This window comes from Colwellia sp. D2M02 (genome assembly GCF_018860755.1).
GTDB lineage: Bacteria > Pseudomonadota > Gammaproteobacteria > Enterobacterales > Alteromonadaceae > Colwellia > Colwellia asteriadis.
In genome coordinates this window covers 13343-36194 of record NZ_JAHKPW010000075.1, presented here as the reverse complement: position 1 = coordinate 36194, position 22852 = coordinate 13343, and the positions used below count along the sequence as shown (strand labels likewise).

Annotated in this window: 29 protein-coding genes; 8 read left to right on the top strand and 21 right to left on the bottom strand. The window is 40.0% G+C overall.

What is annotated here, in order from left to right:
• Positions 1 to 104 precede the first annotated feature (104 nt).
• Both KO495_RS14790 and KO495_RS14785 read left to right on the top strand, forming a co-directional pair.
• Positions 105 to 605: a hypothetical protein gene (locus KO495_RS14790; RefSeq protein WP_215981180.1), complete on the top strand. Its 501-nt coding sequence runs from the start codon at positions 105 to 107 to the stop codon at positions 603 to 605.
• A gap of 67 nt (positions 606 to 672) precedes the next feature.
• Positions 673 to 930: a DUF6868 family protein gene (locus tag KO495_RS14785; protein ID WP_252738993.1), complete on the top strand. Its 258-nt coding sequence runs from the start codon at positions 673 to 675 to the stop codon at positions 928 to 930.
• 154 nt (positions 931 to 1084) lie between these two features.
• On the opposite strand, the gene KO495_RS14780 is transcribed toward KO495_RS14785, so the two are convergent.
• Positions 1085 to 2461, bottom strand: a complete 1377-nt coding sequence (locus tag KO495_RS14780) for an MFS transporter (protein ID WP_215981179.1) — start codon at positions 2459 to 2461, stop codon at positions 1085 to 1087.
• Positions 2462 to 2700: 239 nt separating this feature from the next.
• Here KO495_RS14780 and uvrA point away from each other — a divergent pair, with 239 nt between their 5' ends.
• The 4 genes from uvrA (at position 2701) to KO495_RS14760 (ending at position 10519) form a co-directional block, all read left to right on the top strand.
• Positions 2701 to 5562 carry an excinuclease ABC subunit UvrA gene (gene uvrA / locus KO495_RS14775; RefSeq protein ID WP_215981178.1) on the top strand — a complete coding sequence of 954 codons (2862 nt, stop codon included), beginning with the start codon at positions 2701 to 2703 and terminating at the stop codon, positions 5560 to 5562.
• A 4-nt stretch (positions 5563 to 5566) separates the two neighbouring features.
• A complete protein-coding gene (locus tag KO495_RS14770) occupies positions 5567 to 6127 on the top strand; it encodes a GNAT family N-acetyltransferase (protein ID WP_215981177.1) in 561 nt (186 codons plus the stop codon).
• 142 nt (positions 6128 to 6269) lie between these two features.
• Entirely contained in the window at positions 6270 to 8171 is a 1902-nt protein-coding gene (locus KO495_RS14765) for an AMP-binding protein (RefSeq protein ID WP_215981176.1), read from the top strand.
• Between the two features lie 116 nt (positions 8172 to 8287).
• Positions 8288 to 10519 carry a hypothetical protein gene (locus tag KO495_RS14760; RefSeq protein WP_252738992.1) on the top strand — a complete coding sequence of 744 codons (2232 nt, stop codon included), beginning with the start codon at positions 8288 to 8290 and terminating at the stop codon, positions 10517 to 10519.
• A gap of 28 nt (positions 10520 to 10547) precedes the next feature.
• Here the strand turns inward: KO495_RS14760 and rluF are convergent, their stop codons facing one another.
• A complete protein-coding gene (rluF, locus tag KO495_RS14755) occupies positions 10548 to 11423 on the bottom strand; it encodes a 23S rRNA pseudouridine(2604) synthase RluF (RefSeq protein WP_215981175.1) in 876 nt (291 codons plus the stop codon).
• Between the two features lie 85 nt (positions 11424 to 11508).
• Here rluF and KO495_RS14750 point away from each other — a divergent pair, with 85 nt between their 5' ends.
• Positions 11509 to 12219, top strand: a complete 711-nt coding sequence (locus KO495_RS14750) for a glycerophosphodiester phosphodiesterase family protein (RefSeq protein WP_215981174.1) — start codon at positions 11509 to 11511, stop codon at positions 12217 to 12219.
• A 122-nt stretch (positions 12220 to 12341) separates the two neighbouring features.
• On the opposite strand, the gene rplQ is transcribed toward KO495_RS14750, so the two are convergent.
• From rplQ to KO495_RS14655, 19 genes are all read right to left on the bottom strand, one after another.
• A complete protein-coding gene (gene rplQ / locus KO495_RS14745) occupies positions 12342 to 12746 on the bottom strand; it encodes a 50S ribosomal protein L17 (protein ID WP_033081901.1) in 405 nt (134 codons plus the stop codon).
• Between the two features lie 43 nt (positions 12747 to 12789).
• Positions 12790 to 13779 (bottom strand): DNA-directed RNA polymerase subunit alpha, encoded by a 990-nt coding sequence (gene rpoA, locus KO495_RS14740; protein WP_215981173.1) that lies wholly within the window; start codon positions 13777 to 13779, stop codon positions 12790 to 12792.
• A 25-nt stretch (positions 13780 to 13804) separates the two neighbouring features.
• On the bottom strand, positions 13805 to 14425 hold the full coding sequence (rpsD, locus tag KO495_RS14735; RefSeq protein WP_215981172.1) for a 30S ribosomal protein S4: 621 nt from the start codon (positions 14423 to 14425) through the stop codon (positions 13805 to 13807).
• Positions 14426 to 14456: 31 nt separating this feature from the next.
• Positions 14457 to 14846: a 30S ribosomal protein S11 gene (rpsK, locus tag KO495_RS14730; RefSeq protein ID WP_011041474.1), complete on the bottom strand. Its 390-nt coding sequence runs from the start codon at positions 14844 to 14846 to the stop codon at positions 14457 to 14459.
• Between the two features lie 13 nt (positions 14847 to 14859).
• Positions 14860 to 15216: a 30S ribosomal protein S13 gene (rpsM, locus tag KO495_RS14725; protein ID WP_159817717.1), complete on the bottom strand. Its 357-nt coding sequence runs from the start codon at positions 15214 to 15216 to the stop codon at positions 14860 to 14862.
• 153 nt (positions 15217 to 15369) lie between these two features.
• Entirely contained in the window at positions 15370 to 15483 is a 114-nt protein-coding gene (gene rpmJ, locus KO495_RS14720; RefSeq protein WP_118959320.1) for a 50S ribosomal protein L36, read from the bottom strand.
• 29 nt (positions 15484 to 15512) lie between these two features.
• Complete coding sequence (gene secY / locus KO495_RS14715; RefSeq protein ID WP_215981171.1) at positions 15513 to 16850, bottom strand: preprotein translocase subunit SecY; 1338 nt, start codon at positions 16848 to 16850, stop codon at positions 15513 to 15515.
• A gap of 7 nt (positions 16851 to 16857) precedes the next feature.
• Positions 16858 to 17292 carry a 50S ribosomal protein L15 gene (gene rplO / locus KO495_RS14710; protein WP_215981170.1) on the bottom strand — a complete coding sequence of 145 codons (435 nt, stop codon included), beginning with the start codon at positions 17290 to 17292 and terminating at the stop codon, positions 16858 to 16860.
• 2 nt (positions 17293 to 17294) lie between these two features.
• Entirely contained in the window at positions 17295 to 17474 is a 180-nt protein-coding gene (gene rpmD, locus KO495_RS14705; protein ID WP_215981169.1) for a 50S ribosomal protein L30, read from the bottom strand.
• 6 nt (positions 17475 to 17480) lie between these two features.
• Positions 17481 to 17990 (bottom strand): 30S ribosomal protein S5, encoded by a 510-nt coding sequence (gene rpsE, locus KO495_RS14700; RefSeq protein WP_215981168.1) that lies wholly within the window; start codon positions 17988 to 17990, stop codon positions 17481 to 17483.
• Positions 17991 to 17999: 9 nt separating this feature from the next.
• On the bottom strand, positions 18000 to 18353 hold the full coding sequence (gene rplR, locus KO495_RS14695) for a 50S ribosomal protein L18 (protein WP_215981167.1): 354 nt from the start codon (positions 18351 to 18353) through the stop codon (positions 18000 to 18002).
• Between the two features lie 9 nt (positions 18354 to 18362).
• Entirely contained in the window at positions 18363 to 18896 is a 534-nt protein-coding gene (rplF, locus tag KO495_RS14690; protein ID WP_215981166.1) for a 50S ribosomal protein L6, read from the bottom strand.
• Between the two features lie 10 nt (positions 18897 to 18906).
• Positions 18907 to 19302: a 30S ribosomal protein S8 gene (gene rpsH, locus KO495_RS14685; protein ID WP_215981165.1), complete on the bottom strand. Its 396-nt coding sequence runs from the start codon at positions 19300 to 19302 to the stop codon at positions 18907 to 18909.
• 13 nt (positions 19303 to 19315) lie between these two features.
• Entirely contained in the window at positions 19316 to 19621 is a 306-nt protein-coding gene (gene rpsN / locus KO495_RS14680) for a 30S ribosomal protein S14 (RefSeq protein ID WP_215981164.1), read from the bottom strand.
• A 4-nt stretch (positions 19622 to 19625) separates the two neighbouring features.
• The gene (rplE, locus tag KO495_RS14675; protein WP_215981163.1) at positions 19626 to 20171 is read right to left on the bottom strand and encodes a 50S ribosomal protein L5; all 546 of its coding nucleotides are present in this window, start codon (positions 20169 to 20171) and stop codon (positions 19626 to 19628) included.
• A 12-nt stretch (positions 20172 to 20183) separates the two neighbouring features.
• On the bottom strand, positions 20184 to 20498 hold the full coding sequence (rplX, locus tag KO495_RS14670) for a 50S ribosomal protein L24 (RefSeq protein ID WP_215981162.1): 315 nt from the start codon (positions 20496 to 20498) through the stop codon (positions 20184 to 20186).
• A 12-nt stretch (positions 20499 to 20510) separates the two neighbouring features.
• On the bottom strand, positions 20511 to 20879 hold the full coding sequence (rplN, locus tag KO495_RS14665; RefSeq protein ID WP_130603168.1) for a 50S ribosomal protein L14: 369 nt from the start codon (positions 20877 to 20879) through the stop codon (positions 20511 to 20513).
• Positions 20880 to 21114: 235 nt separating this feature from the next.
• Positions 21115 to 21552, bottom strand: a complete 438-nt coding sequence (gene dtd / locus KO495_RS14660; RefSeq protein WP_215981161.1) for a D-aminoacyl-tRNA deacylase — start codon at positions 21550 to 21552, stop codon at positions 21115 to 21117.
• Positions 21549 to 22481: a virulence factor BrkB family protein gene (locus tag KO495_RS14655; protein WP_215981160.1), complete on the bottom strand. Its 933-nt coding sequence runs from the start codon at positions 22479 to 22481 to the stop codon at positions 21549 to 21551. Before KO495_RS14655 ends, dtd begins: the two co-directional genes overlap by 4 nt.
• A gap of 95 nt (positions 22482 to 22576) precedes the next feature.
• Between KO495_RS14655 and KO495_RS14650 the strand changes: the two genes are divergently transcribed.
• Positions 22577 to 22807 carry a hypothetical protein gene (locus tag KO495_RS14650; protein ID WP_215981159.1) on the top strand — a complete coding sequence of 77 codons (231 nt, stop codon included), beginning with the start codon at positions 22577 to 22579 and terminating at the stop codon, positions 22805 to 22807.
• Positions 22808 to 22852: the final 45 nt, after the last annotated feature.

Below are 22852 nucleotides of genomic sequence, written 5' to 3'. Positions count from 1 at the left end.
TCATACCAGTGAGTTGATAATTAGTAATCTACTGGGATTTAAATAAAAATACAAGTTATGATAAAGCGATACTCTCGACAACATCTGAAACCATTGCCATTATTATGCATAAAACATCGTCATTTAATAAACAGCAATTAATAGCCGTTATTATAGCCGACTTACAAAAAGAGTTATTACAAGCGCAACAATCTGCCAATGAAGCCCATGCTGCAGCGGTTGACGATGAGAGTATCGCTGAAACTCAATATGACACACTAGCCATTGAAGCAAGTTATTTAGCAGAGGGGCAGTCTCGTCGAGTACAGGAGTACCGTAACGCAATTGATGAATTAAATGCGTTAAGCTGTAAAGAGTACTCTGCTGACGATGCCATTTCACTCTCAGCTTTAGTGCAACTCGCCCAAGATAGTGAAAGTAATAGTTGGTTTTTTATTGCTCCGGCGGCGGGAGGGTTTCGTTGTACTATTGCTAATAGGAACATTACCGTGATCACAGCAAAATCACCGATGGGCATAGCATTATTAGGTAAATATCAAGATGATGATATTGCGATTATACTTGGCAACAACTCATTAAATGATTACATCAAACAAGTGTGCTAGCTTACTCATTAGCGTTAGCTAGAAAAGCACCATAATTAAATGTTAACAATTAATTGAGGAATAATTTATGCCTGCAATAGAATTATCAAGCGAGTTGACCACCTTTTTGGGTTGGTGTTCAGTAATTAATATCGGTATTTTATTATTTACCACGTTAGCCATGACTCTATTTAAGTCATGTATCAGTGAAATTCACTCTCAGTTAACAGGCGTTGAAAAAGTGAAGCTACTGCCACTATATTTTCATTATATGGGGCAGTATAAAATATTTATTTTGGTGTTTAATTTAGTGCCTTATTGCGCACTAAAATTAATGACCAGTTAACAATTAGCAAAGGTTTAGTTCTTTAGCATTCAAACTAACAATCGCATTAGTTTAAATGCTAACAATCACTTAATTTAAATACTAACAACTTTGTCGAGTCATTATCACCAGAGCCTAATAACGAATAACGAATAACGAATAACGAATAACAAAGTTACGCTGATGGCTCTGCTTTTAATAACGCTTTAATTGCTGCTAAATCAACGAGTTTATCGTCAACTTTCAAATAAGCCGTGGCTTCTGTGTGTACTAACGTTGCCTCAATCACACCAGGCATATTAATAAGTTGTTCTGCAACATTTTCAGCTTGCGCTTCACAGGTAATATTAGTAGTGAAGCTATAACTTTTAGATTTTTTCAGTGGTTGCATACCAAAACTTAGCAGTAACCAAATAGCGCTAATCACTGTCATTACCAAGAAAATACTGTGCTCACCATATTCGTTCGCGATAAAACCACCAGCAATCCCCCCAACAAATGCCCCTAAAAACTGGCTACTAGAGTAGATTCCCATCACGCTACCTTTCACGCCAGCTGGTGCTAGTCGCGATAAAATTGATGGCATAGTGGCTTCTAAATAATTAAATGCCGTGAAAAATAGCACCACTGAAAGCACTAAACTCCAAAAACCACTAGGCATTAACCATAATAAAAAGAGTGCGCCGGTAAACAACGCAATAGCGGCGCTAAACATCGGCTTTTCTTTTTGTTTTTTCATGGCAAAAATCATAAAAGGCACCATTAAGAAAAATGAGCCAAGCAACGTGGGTAAATATAACTGCCAATGATGCTCTAACGCTAAACCGCTAGCGACAAATTGTTTTGGCAAGGTAACAAAACAAGCCGTTAACGCCATATGTAGAATAAACACCCCCCAGTTTAAACGCGATAACTGTGGGTGGCGAATGAGTTTGGTGATTTGTTCCGGTAAGGCAACACTGTCACCGCGTGGTGCTTTATTCACCGAGTTGGGCACCATAAACTGAATTAAAAACATGGCTAAAATAGTGAGCGCACCTGTAAACCAAAATAAACCACTTAAACCAAATGCTTCAGCAACAATGGGCCCTAACACCATTGCAAAGGTAAAAGATAAACCGATAAACATACCAATAGTTGCCATGACCTTCGGGCGCTGCTCTTCGCGACTTAAATCAGCAGCCAAGGCTAAAATAGCGCTGGCAATAGCTCCCATACCTTGTATTGCTCGACCCACAACAACCCCATAAATAGTGTCCGACATTGCAGCAATAACACTACCTAATAGAAACACTACCAAGCCAGCTAGAATAATAGGTTTACGGCCAAATTTATCCGACAAAATCCCCATAGGTATTTGTAACAGGGCCTGCGTTAGACCATAAGCGCCAATGGCCAAACCAATCCATAGTGGGCTATAGCCAATTAACTGCTCACCGTAAATGGCAAATACAGGCAAAATCATAAATAAGCCCAACATGCGCACGCCAAAAACGCTGGCTAGCGAGAATGCTGCTTTTTTCTCAATACGGTTTAACCCTGAAACACTCATAACAAAAAACCTAACAATAAGACGAAATAGAGATGATAAAAAACGCGCTATCTTAACATGCAAAGCGTATCAACAAAATCAGAGATTTATTAGGGTCTGTTGAACTTTATAAATTATCTGCACCGCGAATAAAACCTAATCACGAAAGATTAAAAACCCTAGTCACGTACAGTTTTTATGCGCTATTTTTTGTGACATAATATGCGGTTCTTATTTTCGTCAAGTGGTTAAAGCAGCGCATGAAAAATATTGAAGTGAGAGGGGCTCGTACCCACAATCTGAAAAACATCAATTTAACAATTCCTCGCGATAAGCTTGTTGTTATTACGGGCTTGTCTGGCTCAGGTAAATCTTCATTAGCTTTCGATACTTTATACGCTGAAGGTCAACGTCGTTATGTCGAATCGTTATCAGCCTATGCTCGTCAATTTTTATCCTTAATGGAAAAACCTGATGTCGATCACATTGAGGGTTTGTCACCGGCAATTTCTATTGAACAAAAGTCAACCTCGCATAATCCACGCTCAACCGTTGGCACCATCACAGAAATTTATGATTATTTGCGCTTACTGTATGCGCGTGTTGGCGAGCCTCGCTGTCCTGTACATAAGCAACCTCTTGCGGCACAAACAGTGTCACAAATGGTAGACAATGTCCTGGCTTTAGAGCCAGGTACTAAAGTGATGCTACTCGCACCAGTGTTACAAAACCGTAAAGGTGAACATATAAAGCTACTTGAAAACTTAGCGGCACAAGGCTTTATTCGCGCACGTATTGACGGGGAAGTTTGTGACTTATCAGATCCACCCACATTAGAGCTTCAGAAGAAACATACCATTGAAGTGGTGGTTGACCGTTTAAAAGTACGTGACGATATTCAATTACGTTTATCCGAGTCATTTGAAACCGCTTTAAGTTTAACGGCGGGCACCGCTAAAATCGCGTTTATGGATGAGCCAGATCGCGAAGAGTTATTATTTTCAGCAAACTTTGCTTGTCCACATTGTGGTTACAGCATGCAAGAATTAGAGCCACGTTTATTTTCATTCAATAACCCCGCAGGCGCCTGTCAAACCTGTGACGGCTTAGGTATTGAACAATTTTTTGATAGCTCGCGTGTTATTGCTAACGCAGAATTAAGTTTAGCTGGCGGCGCAGTACGCGGTTGGGATAAGCGTAACTTTTACTATTTTCAAATGCTGCAAGCCATTGCCGATCATTATCAATTTTCTGTCGACCAGCCTTTTAATAAACTTACTGAAGAAGCGCGTAAAGTAGTGCTTTATGGTAGTGGTAAACAAGAAATAGAATTTAAGTACATGAACGACCGTGGCGATGTTGTGGTTCGTAAGCATCCGTTTGAAGGTATTATTAATAATATGCAACGCCGTTATAAAGAAACGGAGTCAAACGCGGTACGTGAAGAACTCGCTAAATACTTAAACAGCCAACATTGCCCCGACTGTAATGGCAGCCGTTTACGCTTAGAAGCACGCAATGTATTTATTGATGATACGCCACTGCCTATAGTCGCAGAGTTTGCCATTAGTGATGCCCTCGCCTTTTTCGAAGGCTTACAACTCACAGGACAAAAAGCGCAAGTTGCTGAAAAAATTCTTAAAGAAATTAATGAACGCTTAGGTTTTTTAGTTAACGTGGGCTTGAATTATCTTAATCTATCTCGTGGTGCTAATACCTTATCTGGCGGCGAAGCACAGCGTATTCGCTTAGCAAGCCAAATAGGTGCGGGTTTAGTTGGTGTTATGTATGTTCTTGATGAACCTTCTATTGGCTTACATCAACGAGATAATGAACGCTTACTAAGTACGCTTATTCATTTACGTGATTTAGGTAATACCGTCATTGTGGTTGAACATGATGAAGATGCGATACGCGCAGCAGATTTCGTTATTGATATTGGCCCTGGTGCTGGCGTTCATGGCGGCGATATTATTGCCCAAGGTACAGTACACGACATATTGAAATGTAAAGACTCACTTACCGGAAAGTACTTGTCTGGAGTTGAAGAAATAGCAATTCCAGATAAACGTCACCCGTTTGATGCAAAAAATGTTGTCAAACTAAAAGGCGCCAGCGGTAATAATTTAAAAAATGTTGATTTAGTGATTCCTAACGGGTTAATGACTTGTATCACCGGCGTTTCTGGCTCAGGTAAATCAACCTTAATTAACGATACACTTTATAAACTTGCTCATACCGAGTTAAACGGTGCCACCACACAAGAGCCAGCACCGTATAAATCGATTACGGGTTTAGAGTTGCTCGATAAAGTAATTGATATTGACCAAAGTCCAATAGGCAGAACACCACGCTCCAACCCTGCAACCTACACGGGAATATTTACGGCTATTCGCGATATTTTTGCCGCGACTCAGGAGTCTCGCTCTCGTGGTTATAAATCAGGTCGCTTTAGCTTTAACGTTAAAGGTGGGCGTTGTGAAGCCTGTCAGGGCGATGGCATGATCAAAGTAGAAATGCACTTTTTACCTGACGTGTATGTGCCTTGTGATGTGTGTAAAAGTAAACGCTATAACCGTGAAACTTTAGAAGTACTTTACAAAGGTAAGAATATTCACGAAGTATTAGATATGACCATTGAAGATGCTTTCGAATTTTTCAACGCCATTCCGGCAGTAAAGCGTAAACTTGAAACCCTTATGGATGTTGGGCTAAGTTATATTAAGCTGGGCCAGTCGGCGGTAACCTTATCAGGTGGTGAAGCTCAGCGAATTAAACTTGCTAAAGAGCTCTCTAAACGCGATACGGGAAAAACCTTATACATTTTGGATGAGCCAACTACAGGGCTACATTTTCATGACATTAAGCAATTAATGCAGGTAATTCATCGTTTACGTGATCATGGTAATACTGTGGTAGTTATTGAACATAACTTAGATGTTATTAAAACAGCTGATTGGATTGTTGACTTAGGCCCAGAAGGCGGCTCAGGTGGCGGTGAAATTTTAGTAACCGGTACGCCAGAGCAAGTCGCTAAATGCAAAGCTTCTCATACCGCACGATTTTTAAAGCCGTTGCTAGACGCCAATACTAAAAAGCACAAAGCCGCTAAAAAAGGATAACAATATGGATGTACCTAATACTCAGCGCTTAGCTTTTCGGTTAATGAACCCTGATAGTGCTACTGACGCCAAACTATTATGGCAATTAGATCAAGACCCTGAGGTAATGCGCTTTATTAATGGTGGCACTATAACATCCATGGAAGATATTCACGCAATATTTATTCCTCGTATGGCAAAGTATACCAATAGTGATAAAGGCTGGGGCTTATGGCATGTATCCACCTTAGACTCAAATGAGTTTCTTGGCTGGGTATTGGTGAGACCCATGGATTTTTTTAACGATGAGCCTAAATTTAACGACCTTGAATTAGGTTGGCGCTTTTTCCAAAAAAGCTGGGGTAACGGTTATGCCAGTGAAGCTGCGGAAGCAGTAAAATTAGCGTTAATTGACAATATTTCTGAGCAAAACCCTGTTGAGTATTTATCAGCTCTAGCGCTTAAAGAAAACTATGGCTCTGTTGCGGTTATGAAAAAAATAGGTATGGAGTTTATTAAAGATTTTTTCCATAAAGATCCTTTAGGTGATATGGATGCAGTTCTTTATCGCTTAAAGGTCATTTAATTACTTTTATAAGTAATAAGTTATTTATTAGCTAGCTGCTAGTAAACAACTATAACTGCTCAAATATTCGCCTAAGGTCTAATAGCTATTTTTGTCGACAGTTTTAAAGTAACACCCTAGACAATGATTTAGGGTGTTACTCATGAGTAAGCAAGAAGGTTCCCAAGAATTAAGTGCCGATATGGATTTACATTGGCAAAAGCAAGCAAATTTAGTTCATTGGTATAAAAAGCCAAAAACAATATTGTCGACAAATGTTGACCATTGGTATGATTGGTTTACTGACGGTGAGCTTAATAGCTGTTACCTTGCGCTTGATTATCATATTGAACAAGGCAGAGGCGAACAAACCGCCTTAATCTACGATTCTCCCGTGACAGGGCAAAAACAAAAACTCTCCTTCAATGAGCTTACTTTAACAGTCGCAAAATTTGCTGACGTATTACAATCTCAGGGCGTTAGCAAAGGTGATCGTGTACTTATTTATATGCCAATGATCCCACAGGCTGCCATAGCTATGCTTGCATGTGCACGTATTGGCGCAATTCACTCAGTAGTATTTGGTGGCTTTGCTGCCAATGAACTTGCTACGCGCATTAATGATGCAGAGCCTAAAGTTATTGTCAGTGCTAGCTGCGGCATCGAAATTAATAAAATATTAGCTTATAAGCCACTGATAGATGAAGCAATAGCACTTGCCGATCACAAACCCAACTGCTGTATTATTTACCAAAGAGCACAGTTAACTGCTTCATTAACACCAAATAGGGATTTTAATTGGCAAGAGTTAATGGCTCGGGCTCAGCCTATTCCTCCTATTCGTTTAAAAAGCACTGATCCGCTATATATCCTTTATACCTCAGGCACTACCGGTAAACCTAAAGGAGTGGTACGTGATAATGGTGGCCACGCTGTTGCTATGCTTTATAGCATGGCACAAGTGTACGGTATGAAAGCTGGAGATACTTTTTGGGCAGCATCTGATGTAGGTTGGGTTGTTGGTCACTCATACATTGTTTATGGCAGCTTAATGGCTGGTTGTACAACCATAATGTACGAAGGAAAACCTATTAATACACCCGACGCTGGAGCATTTTGGCGAGTGTGTGCAGAGTACAAAGTAAATGCCCTATTTAGTGCCCCAACCGCATTTAGAGCCATAGCAAAAGAAGATCCGTTAGGTGAGCTCATCAAGCAGTATGATTTGAGCGCATTAAAGCGACTTTACTTAGCTGGCGAACGTTTAGATCCCGCTACTTATCATTGGCTTAAAGACATTACTCAACGACCAATAATTGATCATTGGTGGCAAACCGAAACAGGCTGGGCAATTGCGAGCACACCATTGCCTTGTGATAATAAAACACAAGGCATTCAAACTAAAGCGGGCTCTGCTGGTCGTCCTGTTAGAGGTTATGATGTTCAAATATTAGATAATGATGGTAATCAAGTCCCTGCTGGGCAACAAGGAGCGGTAGCGATAAAGCTTCCGTTACCTCCAGGGTGCTTAGCCACCATATATAAAGACCCTCAGCGATTATTTTCAGGGTATTTAGCAACTTATCCGGGCTACTATATTAGTGGTGATGGTGGTTATATAGACGATGATGGCTATTTATTTATTATGGGACGAACTGATGATGTGATAAACGTTGCTGGGCACCGTTTATCAACGGGCGAAATGGAAGAAGTCCTATCATCTCACCCTGCCGTAGCAGAATGCGCTGTGGTCGGTATTAGCGATAAACTCAAAGGACAAATCCCTTTAGGATTAGTTGTTATAAAGAATGGTATTCAGGCAAGTGATGCTGAACTGGTTATAATTCTTAAACAAACCATTCGCGACAGTATTGGTGCTATTGCCTCTTTAAAGCACTTACTGATTATTGATAGGTTACCTAAAACCCGTTCAGGCAAAATACTAAGGAAAACTCTTCGTCAAATGATCGATGGCGATGAAATAGAAATACCCTCAACAATTGAAGATAGTTCGGTTATAAGTGAGCTATCAGGTAGACTTGTTAACATAAACCAAAAAGTGTAAGAATATAATAGCTTCTTATATAAATCAGCTATTTGAATAAGTGAAGTTTTCCTGTGGTGTTCTTGTTTGTGTTCTATATTTAATAAAGTAAATAATATTACTTCATGGAGACTAGGATGCAGACAAAAAACACCAAGGCGACTCAAACAAAAAAGCAAATAACTAATAATAAATCGACCCTTGCTAAAACAGCATCTAACTCAAATGCCGCACCAAGTGATGATTTTGATATTATTGTAAAACCTACAAATAAAACGCAAAAAGGCCAAAGCTCCAATAGCGTCACTTCAGTAGAAGATACCCAGCTTTATTTCACTGAAAAAGACTTATCTCGCATACTCAATAATCTCGATACCTTAAGAAATGATGTTTACCCCTCAACTAATGATGAAGAAGCATTGCATAAAAAATCACAGCCCTTTCCGTCAGTATGTTTAATTGGTTTAGGTCGCTGCGGTTCAAATATAGCTTTAGATGTGGCTTCTTTGGTACACAGTGCCAGAAATTATTATTTAAATGAATTTCATAATGAAATGCAAAAAGCAAAAGAGCGTGAAGGTAGTTCGTTAAAGTGGATCAAGCGTAGCTTAAAAATACAAGATAAAAAATCTGATAAACCGGTATTCCTTATTGAACCGCTAGTTATGTTGGGTGATTTAGATAAAGATATTGAAGGCCGTATTCGCTTTTCATCACAAAGCTACGATGAGAACTTTTTAACTGAATACAGCAAACTTAAAATCATGGATTTATCTGAAGTGCATGCTGGTGGCGCTGGTAACGCTCCTATTTTAGGGCAGTACCTCGCGAAAATGATCCTTAATAAAGAAACCGAGAACTTCAGCAATACCGACTGGCAATTTATTCATTCCTATTTAATTGACTCGTGCGGTATTAAAGCTAACCAGTCACGTTTATATTTTTACATTTTCAGTGCTGGTGGTGGTACTGGCTCAGGCATGGCTTCAGAGTTTGGCTTAGCTCAGCAGTATTCTTATATGAGTAAAACCTTTGATATTCGTTCAGAAAAGGAGATAGCTACTCACGGACAAAATTTTGTTTTTGAGCCTATTTTTACCAGTGGTATTTGCATACTTCCTAACATTAATGACCCAAGCATCGAAGTGTCAGAAGCGTTGCATATTAATGCGGGTCGTTTGTTATGTAAGTACTTAGCCGAAGAATGGGACTTTTCCTATAATACCGATAATGAAAAAAGCCATATTGAAGGCGAGGCTCCCTACCGTATTAGGCCATGGAATGCCATGATGCTCATTTCTAATGATATTATGCGCTACGCCGAGCAAAGTGATACCAATGCCGGTATTAAATATATTGACGTTAATACCATGGAAAAACACGCTAACCAATATATTAGTCAGCAAATATTTAACATTCTAACCGCACAAGCGGTAACAACAGATTATGACGACAACTACTTTCGTCGTGCTGGTATTGATATTGGTGAAACAATACGCCTTGACGCTAATGATTTATTCATGAGCTTAGCCGGCCCTGTTGCCATTGCTTATGCAGAATCAGTGGTTGCTGACTTACCTGAAAAAAAACAACCTACTTTAGGTGCAGAGCAAGTCGCTTTAGATATTGACGATCTTTTCTTCCGCTCCATTGATTTACCACACTTTAATAATGTAACAGAGGCAATAGAAGGGGTAAGCTTACTGCCGATAGAGTCTGAGCAGTATAAAATAGCATTAGAAAAGTATAAAAACTCAGGCTTTGATGCCAAACATCTAAAAGAATTGCACTTTTTTAAAAATTGCTCTTCAATCGTTTCAATTATTTCTTTACCTAAAGACTATAAATTGTCATATATGGACTTAAATAAGCTGAAAATGCACCTTAACAACTTATTCCCTAACACCACCTTAAAACGCTATGCATTGGTAATAGGTGCTTCGGCAAACCTGTCACTTACCACACTCATCGCTAAGAGCCCTTGTTTAAGTGATGACTTCCTAACGCTAATTGTTTCTTACATTAAGCGATGTTTTGCTAAAGAGGCACACCGTTTTGACGATTCATTAGACAATGCCATTATTGATTTTATTAAAGCCCCTGAGTTTGATGAGTCGAAACTCGAAGCAATGTTAATTGAGCACGAGAATCCAGCAAAAATACTTGATACAAACTGGTATGCAATTAAACCTATGTATGAGAAAAAATATAAAGAATTGGTGCGCGATAACAATAAGTTTACTTCGATAAACGATATACGCCTTACGTTAAACAGTGTTAAAAAATCCATCCATTATTTACGTGAAATATATCGCCACCGTATTAGTAAAACTCAAGTAATTTCATTAAATAAAAAAGCAGATAAATAAAAAGCTACTAGCCTCTCTACAGTATAAATTACTTTTTTGAGGCTTTATTTAACTTAAGAGTACCACGGGTAGGTTTAGTCACTTTTTTAGTCGCTTTAGCCTGCTCGTTTTTATATTCACCTTTAGGCACTGTTTGCGCTGTACTCGGTGGTTGTACCGTATCAATTGCTGTCTTAGTTGAGCCTTGAACAGCCTGATTAATTTCAGCCATCTCAGTAGGGGTTAAATCTCTCCATTGCCCTGGCTTTAATTGCCCTAAATGCACATTCATTATACGAGAGCGCTTCAATGCTTTTACTTCATAACCTAGGTATTCACACATACGACGAATTTGACGATTTAACCCCTGTGTCAGAATTATCGTAAAAACAAACTTACTTTTGGCATGTACTCTACAAGGCTTGGTAATTGTCCCTAAAATAGGTACTCCACGTGACATTCTGTCAACAAAGCGCTCGCTGATAGGTTTATCTACCGTCACAATATACTCTTTGTCATGAGCATTTTCAGCGCGCAGTATTTTGTTAACAATATCACCGTCACTGGTTAAAAATATTAATCCTTCTGATGGCTTGTCTAAACGCCCAATAGGAAAAATGCGCTCTTTGTGTCCTATTGCATCAATAATATTGCCACGGACATGACTTTCGGTTGTACACGTAATACCAATAGGCTTGTTATAAGCAATGTAAACACGATCGGCTTTATTATTTGGAGTCGCGTTAATAGTTTTACCATCAACACAAACAAGGTCACCTGATAGCACCTTAGTGCCTAACTCAGGAACTTCTCCATTAATTGTCACCCTATTTTGTTCGATTAACTTATCAGCACCACGTCGAGAACAAAATCCCGATTCACTAATGTATTTGTTTAAACGCTTACCAGAGTTTCCTGTAGTCATTTATTTAACCTAGCAAAATTAGAAAAATTTAAAAAAGACATTATACTCAAAAAAGAGAATTAAGTATTAATCATATGGGGAGCTTATGTTAATTTTTGCTCATCGTGGCGCCAGTGGTGTTGAACCAGAGAATACCTTACGGGCAATACGTGCCGCGCTTGAAGCGAACGTGGATGGTATTGAAGTAGATGTTCACCAAGTAGGTGATCGATTAATGGTGATACATGACCGATGGTTACACAAAACCACATCAGGCTTAGGACAACTTCAAGAATATAGCTTTGAAGAATTACGCTTACTTGACGCAGGAAAAGGCGAGACAATTCCTTCACTTGATGAAGTATTAGCCTTAACCACAGGCAAGTGCATTATCAATTTAGAGTTAAAAGCGATACATTCAGTTGATGTTTTATATCATTATTTAGATAACGCTAAACGTGACTTTACCTTAGACTTGTCTCAGGTATTAATTTCATCCTTTAATCACCGTTTACTTAACCTAATACATCAAGAACGACCTGAAATAGCTATTGGGGCATTAACAGCCTGCTACCCGTTAGAATATGCTCAGTTTGCACAACAACTTGATGCTTATTCTGTTCATATAGACATAGAGTTTATTAATCAGGATTTTGTTGATGATGCTCATAAAAGGGGCTTGAAAGTTTATGTTTATACAGTGGATGAACTTGAAGATATAAACGCCATGAGGCGGCTCGGTGTCGACGGCATATTCTCTAACCAGCCAACCAAAGTGAAAAGCCATTTAGCTCATTTAGATAGTACAGAGCTCTAACTTGTTAGCCTGACGACTAATATAATAAAAACACTTAAACTATTGATAAGTTAGCTTATCAATAGCCTAGATCAAAAAAACCGAGCCTAAGCTCGGTTTTTTTACTGAAGTATAAACTAAGTTTATGCTTCAGCTGATTCTTCAACTACTTCAGGAGCATCTTCTACTACTGGGCGGTCTACTAATTCAATGTAAGCCATAGGCGCTTTATCACCAGTACGGAAACCACATTTTAAAATGCGAGTATAACCACCTGGACGTTCTTGGTAACGAGCACCAAGTTCGTTGAATAAAATACCTACTACTTCTTTATCTTGTGTACGAGCAAACGCTAAACGGCGATTTGCAACACTGTCGGTCTTAGCCAATGTAATCAATGGCTCTACTACCATACGTAGTTCTTTAGCTTTAGCTACTGTCGTTTTAATAACGCCGTGCTTAACTAAAGAGCTTGCCATATTGCGGAACATCGCTTTACGATGACTGCTATTACGGTTTAACTGGCGACCGCTGTGACGATGACGCATAAGTTAATCCTTCTCTCAAACTATTAAAATAACGATGATCGAACTAGTCGTTGTCAACAATGCTTTCAGGTGGCCAGTTTTCTAGGCGCATGCCTAGTGACAAACCACGAGACGCTAAAACGTCTTTGATTTCAGTTAAAGACTTCTTACCTAAGTTAGGCGTTTTAAGAAGCTCAACTTCTGCACGTTGTACTAAATCACCAATGTATTGAATTGCTTCTGCTTTTAGACAGTTAGCTGAACGAACAGTTAGCTCTAGATCATCAACAGGACGAAGTAAAATAGGGTCGAACAATGGTTTTTCTTCCACTTGCTCAACTTCTTTAATATCACGAAGTTCTACAAACGCATCTAGCTGTTCAGCTAAAATAGTTGAAGCACGACGGATAGCTTCTTCCGGATCCAATGTACCATTGGTTTCCATATCTAAAACTAATTTGTCTAAATCTGTACGTTGTTCAACACGTGCAGAATCAACAGCATAGGCAATTCTTACTACTGGACTGAATGAGGCATCAACCAACAAACGACCAATAGCTCGATCTTCTTCCTCGGCATCACGGCGCGCAGAAGCAGGTACGTAACCACGACCCATTTCAACTTTAATGCGCATACTGATAGAGCCTTCACCTGTTAGGGTGCAGATAACATGGTCAGGATTTGCAATAGTTACATCTCCGTCATGTTGGATATCAGCTGCCGTTACAGGGCCTTCACCAGACTTAGTTAAAGTAAGAACGGCTTCATTTTTGCCTTCTAATAAAACTGCAAGCCCTTTAAGGTTTAACAATATTTCGATGATGTCTTCTTGAACACCTTCTTTACTACTGTACTCATGTAAAACACCGTCAATTTCAACTTCAGTTACGGCACAACCCGGCATTGAAGATAAAAGAATGCGGCGTAACGCATTACCTAAAGTGTGACCAAAACCACGTTCTAATGGTTCTAAAGTTACCTTAGCACGACGAGCGCTAACAGTTTCGATGTCTACCAATCGTGGTCTAAGGAATTCGGTTACAGAACCCTGCATATATGTCCTCTCTTAAAGTGCAACTTTACTTAGAGTAAAGTTCAACAATCAACTGTTCATTAATTTCGGCAGATAAGTCAGCACGATCTGGAACACGTTTGAAAACGCCTTCCAATTTCTTATTATCTACTTCAACCCAAAGTGGTTTCTCACGTTGTTCAGCTAATTCTAAAGCTGCGATGATACGCGCTTGAGTTTTAGATTTTTCACGAACAGAAACAGTATCTTCAGCTTTAACAGTGAAAGATGGAATATTAACTACACCGCCGTTTACCACGATAGCCTTATGACTAACTAATTGACGAGCTTCAGCACGAGTGCTTGCATAGCCCATACGGTAAACTACGTTATCTAAGCGAGTTTCTAAAAGTTGTAACAAGTTTTCACCTGTATTACCTTTTAAACGTGCCGCTTCTTTGTAGTAATTACTGAATTGTTTTTCTAGTACGCCATAAATACGACGAACTTTTTGTTTTTCACGAAGTTGAACACCGTAATCTGATAAACGACCGCGACGAGCGCCGTGTTGACCTGGTATTGTTTCGATTTTACATTTAGTGTCAATTGCTCTTACACCGCTTTTAAGGAACAAATCTGTACCTTCGCGACGACTAAGCTTTAACTTAGGACCTAAATATCTAGCCATTTTCTTTCTCCAACTATCCTAAAAAAAGCGATTAAACGCGACGTTTCTTAGGGGGACGACAACCATTATGAGGAATAGGTGTAACGTCTGTAATGTTGGTGATTTTAAAACCAGCAGCATTTAAGGCACGGATAGCAGATTCACGACCTGGACCTGGACCTTTAACGAACACTTCAATATTCTTCAAACCAAACTCTTTTGCAACAGCGCCTGCGCGGTCTGCAGCTACTTGCGCAGCGAATGGAGTAGATTTACGTGAACCACGGAAACCTGAACCACCTGCAGTCGCCCAAGATAAAGCATTACCTTGACGGTCTGTAAGAGTCACGATTGTGTTGTTGAAAGAAGCATGGATATGAGCCATGCCGTCAGCAACTTGTTTTTTTACGCGTTTACGCGTACGAACTGGAGTTTTAGCCATTGTCTAGTTCCTCTTACTTCTTAATTGGCTTACGAGGACCTTTACGGGTACGCGCATTTGTTTTAGTGCGTTGACCACGTAGAGGAAGACTGCGACGGTGACGAATGCCACGGAAACAACCTAAATCCATAAGACGTTTAATGTTCATTGAAACTTCACGGCGTAAATCACCTTCTACGGTAAATTTATCCACTTCAGCGCGTAGCAAATCAATTTTTGCTTCGTCTAGTTCACTGATCTTCGTTGATTCTTCAATACCAGCTGCTGCACAAATTGCTTTCGCACGTGTAGCACCGATACCGTAAATCGCAGTAATGGCGATTACTGCATGCTTACGATCAGGGATGTTAATGCCAGCGATACGGGCCACTAACACATCTCCTATAAATAATTAAAATTACATTGGTTGGAAAGCCCGTTAGGATACCCAACCATTCTCTTTTTTTGCAAATCGAAGCGGCATTATACAGAAAAATCTACATAATGCCACTGCTAAAAGATATAGCTTTCGCTTAGGTTAAAATTAACCTTGACGTTGCTTGTGCTTTGGCTCTGCACAAAGAACGCGAATAACGCCCTTACGCTTAACCACTTTACAATTACGACAAATCTTTTTTACGGATGCACGTACTTTCATTTTATACTCCGTTACCTAATTAACTAGGCCTATCGGCCATAGCCTTTTAAGTTTGCTTTTTTAAGTACATTGTCATATTGATGAGACATCATATGTGTTTGTACTTGTGCCATAAAGTCCATAATCACAACCACGATAATCAATAATGATGTACCGCCGAAGTAGAACTGAACGTCCCATGCCATGATCATAAACTGTGGAACCAAACAGACAAAGGTAATATACATCGCACCAGCTAAGGTTAAACGAGTCATTACTTTATCAATATATTTGGACGTTTGTTCACCCGGACGAATCCCTGGAATGAACGCACCTGACTTTTTCAAGTTATCTGCAGTTTCACGCGGATTGAAAACCAATGCCGTGTAAAAGAAACAGAAAAATACAATTGCTGCTGCAAGCATAAATACATACAAAGGTTGTCCCGGCGACATCGCCTGAGAAAGACCTTGTAAGAAATCAGCTACAGGGCCATCACCTTGTCCGAACCAGCTCGCAATTGTGCCAGGGAACAAGATAAGACTTGAGGCAAATATTGGTGGGATAACACCCGCCATGTTCACTTTCAGTGGTAAATGTGTGCTTTGCGCGGCAAAAACCTTACGGCCTTGCTGACGTTTAGCGTAGTTGACAACGATACGTCGTTGACCACGTTCAACAAATACTACTAAGAAAGTTACTGCAAATACCACAACGCCAATAAGCAATAATACTAATAAGTGCAATTCACCTTGACGCGCCATCTCAGCTGTTTGACCAACTGCAGAAGGCATGCCAGCAACAATACCTGCGAAAATAATAATCGAAATACCATTACCGATACCGCGTTCTGTAATTTGTTCACCTAACCACATTAAAAACATGGTACCAGTAACTAAACTTACAACTGCAGTGAAATAGAAACCAAAACCAGCATTAATAACTAGTCCTTGCATCATATCCGGTAAACTTCTGGCAATCGCTATCGATTGTACTGTTGCTAGAACTAATGTGCCGTAGCGTGTGTATTGACTGATTTTACGTCGTCCTGCTTCACCTTCTTTCTTAAGCTCTGCCATCTTCGGGTGCATGACCGTCAGTAGCTGCATAATAATTGAAGCCGAAATGTACGGCATAATACCAAGCGCCAATACCGAGGCTCGCTCAAGTGCACCACCGGAGAACATGTTAAACATTTCTACGATAGTGCCCTTTTGCTGTTCAAAGAACTGAGCTAATACAGCGGCGTCAATACCAGGGATTGGCACAAAAGACCCTAAACGAAGCACAACAAGTGCTACGAATACGAACCATAATCTTTGTTTTAGCTCAGACAAACCGCCTGCGCCTTTACTACCTTGTGAAGTAGCCGTTCCTGGTGTAGCCATATCTGTATTATTCCTCGATGTTACCACCGGCAGCTTCAATAGCTGCACGAGCACCTTTAGTTACGCCTAAGCCACGAACAGTAATTTTGCGTGAAATTTCGCCCGAAAGCATAATTTTAACAGCAACAATGTTACGTGTGATTAGACCAGCGTCTTTAAGCGCGTGAATGTCAACAACATCACCTTTCACTAGGTTTAATTCATGTAAACGTACTTCAGCGCGAACTAAAGATTTACGTGAAGTAAAACCAAATTTAGGTAAACGTTGTTTCAATGGCATTTGACCACCTTCAAAACCAGGACGTACACTACCGCCAGAACGAGACTTCTGACCTTTGTGACCACGACCACCAGTTTTGCCGATGCCAGAACCAATACCACGGCCACAGCGTTTTTTAGCTTTGTTAGATCCTGGAGCAGGAGATAAAGTATTTAAATGCATTATTAATCCTCCACCTTAATCATGTAATAAACCTTGTTAATCATACCGCGTACAGATGGAGTATCTTCTAACTCTACTGTATGGTTAATACGACGAAGACCAAGGCCTTTTAATGTAGCTCTATGCTTCGGTAAACGACCGATAGAACTTTTAACTTGAGTTACTTTAACTGTTTTAGACATGCTCAATTACCCCAAAATTTCTTCAACGCTTTTGCCACGTTTAGCTGCAACACCTTTTGGTGAATGCATATTCACTAAAGCTGAAACAGTAGCGCGAACTACGTTGATTGGGTTAGTAGAACCGTATGCTTTTGACAATACGTTCTGAACGCCTGCAACTTCAAGTACTGCACGCATCGCGCCACCGGCGATGATACCTGTACCTTCAGAAGCTGGTTGCATGTAAACTTTAGAACCAGAATGACGACCCTTGATAGAGTGCTGAAGAGTAGTACCCTTCAAGTCAACTGTTACTATGTTACGGTGTGCTTTTTCCATTGCTTTTTGAATAGCAGCAGGCACTTCACGTGCTTTACCGTAGCCAAAACCAACACGACCATTACCGTCACCAACTACTGTTAGTGCAGTAAAACTGAAAATGCGACCACCTTTAACCACTTTTGAAACGCGGTTAACGGCGATTAGCTTTTCAGCCATATCACTTTGTTGTGAGTTTTCTTGATTATGATTAGCCATTATCAACCCCTAGAATTGAAGACCAGCTTCACGAGCTGCTTCTGCTAACGCTTTTACGCGACCGTGGTAACGGAAACCAGAGCGATCGAAAGCAATGCTTGTGATCCCTTTAGCTACAGCACGTTCAGCAATTGCTTTACCTACTGCTGTTGCTGCTGCAACATTACCAGTTTTTTCCAACTGAGCACTAACTTCTTTGTCTAAAGTAGACGCAGATGCGATTACTTCAGAACCTGTAGGAGCGATCACTTGAGCGTAAATGTGACGAGGAGTACGGAATATAACTAAACGATTCGCACCCAACTCGCTAATTTTTGCACGAGCGCGTTTAGCGCGGCGCAAACGAGATGTTTTCTTATCCATAGTGTTACCCTACTTCTTCTTAGCTTCTTTACGACGAACGTATTCATCAGCATAACGAACACCTTTACCTTTATAAGGCTCTGGCTTACGGTATGCACGAATGTTCGCTGCGGTTTGACCAATTAACTGCTTATCACAACCTTTCAGTGTGATTTCAGTTTGGCTAGGAGTCTCACAAGTAATTCCTTCAGGAATAGCGTGACTGATTGGGTGTGAAAAACCTAAAGATAAATCTAATGATTTACCCGCAGCTTTAGCACGGTAACCAACACCTTGTAAGATTAATTTCTTTTCAAAACCTTTACTAACACCTTCAATCATATTATTGATTAAAGCACGTGCAGTACCGGCTTGAGCCCATGCATTTCTTTCGTCACATGCGATATCAGTTTTGATTTCGTTCTCTTCGTGAGAAACAGCAACAAAACTATGAATCGTACGTGATAATTCACCTACTGGACCTTTAACTGTAATGTCTTGACCTGATAACGTAACGGTAACGCCAGCAGGAACAACGACAGGTGCTTTTGCAACACGAGACATATTATTCTCCTTACTCTACGAAACCAAGAACTTCACCGCCAATACCCGCAGAGCGAGCGGCACGATCCGTCATCAAACCTTTAGAAGTCGAAATGATCGCAATACCCATGCCAGCAAGAACTTTAGGAAGTTCATCACAGCTTTTGTATATACGAAGACCAGGACGTGAAACACGTTTGATCGTTTCAATTACTTCTTTACCTTCAAAATACTTCAAAGTAACAGCTAGTTCAGGTTTTACATCACCTGATACTGAATAATCTGAAATATAACCTTCTTCTTTAAGTAAGTTTGCAATAGCAACTTTTAACTTTGAAGATGGCATTGTAACTGCAGCTTTTGTTGCAGATTGACCGTTGCGGATGCGTGTAAACATGTCCGCGATAGGATCAGTCATCATAACCATTTACTCCCGTGAATTACCAACTAGCTTTCTTAAGACCTGGAACTTCACCACGCATAGTTGCTTCACGCAACTTGATTCGGCTTAAACCGAATTTACGTAGGAAACCATGTGGACGACCAGTAACATTACAACGGTTACGTTGACGGCTACGTGATGAGTCACGCGGTAAACTTTGAAGTTTCAATACTGCTTCCCAACGCTCTTCTTCCGAAGTATCTACACCTGAGATAACAGCCTTTAACGCTGCACGCTTTTCAGCATATTGTGCAACTAGCTTAGTACGTTTTGCTTCACGAGCTTTCATTGACGTTTTAGCCATAACTCTACACCTTCTTCTGGAACGGGAAATCAAAGGCAGACAATAATGCATGTCCTTCTTCGTTATTTTTCGCGCTAGTAGTAATAGTGATATCTAAACCGCGAATCTTATCGATTTTATCGTATTGGATTTCAGGGAAGATGATTTGCTCACGAACGCCCATGCTGTAGTTACCACGACCATCGAATGACTTAGGATTTAAGCCACGGAAGTCACGGATACGAGGGATAGAAATAGAAACTAAACGTTCTAAAAATTCCCACATGCGGTCGCCGCGTAGAGTTACTTTTGTACCTATAGGATAGCCTTCACGAATTTTGAAGCCCGCAACTGATTTGCGTGCTACTGTCGTGATCGGCTTTTGTCCTGAGATTGCAGTAAGATCATTTGTGGCGTGCTCTAATACTTTCTTATCAGAAATAGCTTCGCCAACACCCATGTTAAGGGTGATCTTTTCAATCCGAGGGACTTGCATGACACTTTTATAACCGAACTTCTTTTGAAGGTCAGCTACAACTGTATCTTTATAAAAATCATGCAGTTTCGCCATCGTTTACTCCAATTAAATTAATTCGTTATTAGACTTGAAAAAACGTACTTTTTTGCCGTCTTCAATTCTAAAACCAACACGATCTGCTTTGCCCGTTGCTGGGTTAACAATCGCTACGTTGGAAACATGCAAAGGTGCTTCTTTCTCAATAATTCCACCAGGCTGCTGTAACTGAGGTACAGGCTTAGTGTGCTTTTTGATTAAGTTAACGCCTTCTACGAATACTTTGCTGTGCTCAACAAGAACTTTAGTAACTTTACCAGTTTTGCCCTTGTCTTTACCTGCAAGTATGATTACTTCATCATCACGACGAATCTTAGATGCCATTATCGTGACTCCTTATAGTACTTCTGGTGCTAATGATACGATCTTCATGAACTTTTCAGTTCTTAATTCACGTGTCACAGGCCCGAAAATACGAGTACCAATTGGCTGTAAGTTAGCATTTAACACAACAGCCGCGTTTTCGTCAAAACGGATAGCAGAACCATCTGTACGACGAACACCTTTCTTAGTGCGCACCACTACCGCAGTAACAACATCACCTTTTTTTACTTTACCGCGAGGACTTGCTTCCTTCACGGCAACTTTGATGATGTCACCAATGCGTGCGTAGCGACGGTGCGAGCCACCAAGAACCTTTATACATTGAACACGCTTAGCGCCACTGTTATCAGCAACATTCAGCTGTGATTGCATTTGGATCATTAATTTTTGCTCCGCTATTTATCTTTATCCTATCTAAAACATAGGTAATATCTAAAAGATAAGTTTAAATTCAAGGCCAGAAATTTGACCCGTCACTGCCTTTTACATGCCCGCTGTAGCTTAGTCTACCTAGAAAATCGTATACTCAAACTCAGTGGGCGCGAGATTATAACACCACTTAATTGAAAGTGATAGCTTAATTAGTTAAAAAATAAACAAGACCAGTTTTTAACAATTATACCGTTAAGGTAAAAGTGACGGGACCATCGTTTACTAATTGTACTTTCATATCTGCACCAAACTTTCCTGTTGGTGCTTTAAAGCCTTTATTTCGTAGTTGCTGAGTGAAATATTCATAAATAGGTACGCTTAACTCAGGCTTAGCTGCGGTAGTAAAGCTTGGTCGCATACCACTTGCCGTATCAGCAGCTAGAGTAAATTGAGAAACAACTAGGATATCTCCTTGCGCCTGCGCAACATTTAAGTTCATTTTGTCATTTTCATCATTAAATATTCTGTAGCCTGCAACGCGCTCTGCTAATCTTTTAGCTTTCGCTTCGGTATCTTGCGGCTCTATCGCGAGTAAAACTAACAAGCCATTAGCTATTTCACCTATAACTTCTTGCTCAACCGTGACACTTGCTGAGGTTACTCGTTGTATTAATGCAATCATGGTTTTTCTGCTTTCCCTTCTGTGTCCTGTTCATTATTTTCTAGTGTATTTTTCTCTGCATTTACTTTGCCAAAGCATTCTTCACTAGGCTTTTCACAATACTCTTGTAGCGATACTGTAATCAACGCACCAGAGAGTACAATCAGCCACGAAACGTAAATCCATAAGAATAAAATAGGTATGGTTGCTAAGGCGCCATAGATCATTTGATATGAAGGAAAGGCGGTTAAATATAACGCAAAGCCTTTTTTAGCGCTTTCAAATAATAGCGCGGCAATAATAGCGCCCACCAGCGCATAATTTAACGGCACGGCTTTATTAGGAACTGCCATATATAAAATTAAAAAAGCAATAATTGAAGCAAATAACGGTAATGCTCTTAGTAATATATCGAATAAGCCCAGAACATCGTAATCACCTAAACTAACTAACGATACAATATAAGACGTTAAAGCAATACTTGCCCCAACTAATACTGGGCCTAAAGTTAACACCATCCAATACATTGCGAGTGAAGTTATAGTGCGCCTTTTTTCTGTGACACGCCAAATATCATTAAAGGTTTTATCTATTGATGATATTAACAATAACGCCGCGATAAAAAGAAATAATATTGCAAAGGCTGACATTTTAGAGGCATTAGTGACAAAGCCACTTAAATACTCTTGCACGACATCGCTCGCAGCAGGCATAAAGTTTTGGTAAACAAAGCCTTCAATACTTTGCTGTAGTTCGCCAAAAAGTGGAAACGCAGTCATGACTGATAGCATAACTACCAACAAAGGGACTAATGACATTAAACAAACATAAGATAGATAACCAGCAACGACTGATAACCTTTCTTCCTGGACTCTTTTCATTAAAAAAAACAAAAAGTGTTTGTGCTTATGCCACTGCGTAAGTATTGAGAAGTTTTTTATCTTACTCATATTTCTTAACAATTTATTAATTTATGATAGCGTAGCATTATATTATGATAGCCCTAAGCTATTTTCTAGCACTTAGCATTTATTGAGGAGTTCAAATGGCGAGTCAAGGCTCTGCTGGTAATGTCATATCAGCGATATGTAGTACATTTTTTCCCGGCTTAGGTCAATTAGTGCAGGGGCGAGTTTTACCTGCGCTAATCTTTGCCATCGTCTGTTTTGGTGGTTATGCGTTATGGTGGTTAGTAGTACCGGCAATCATTGGCGGTATATTTCATTTATGGGCAATACTTGACGCTGCAACCTATAAGAACAATGGGTACGATTAGGCTTTAGTCATAGTTAGAAACAAAAAAGGCTGATGTTTCCATCAG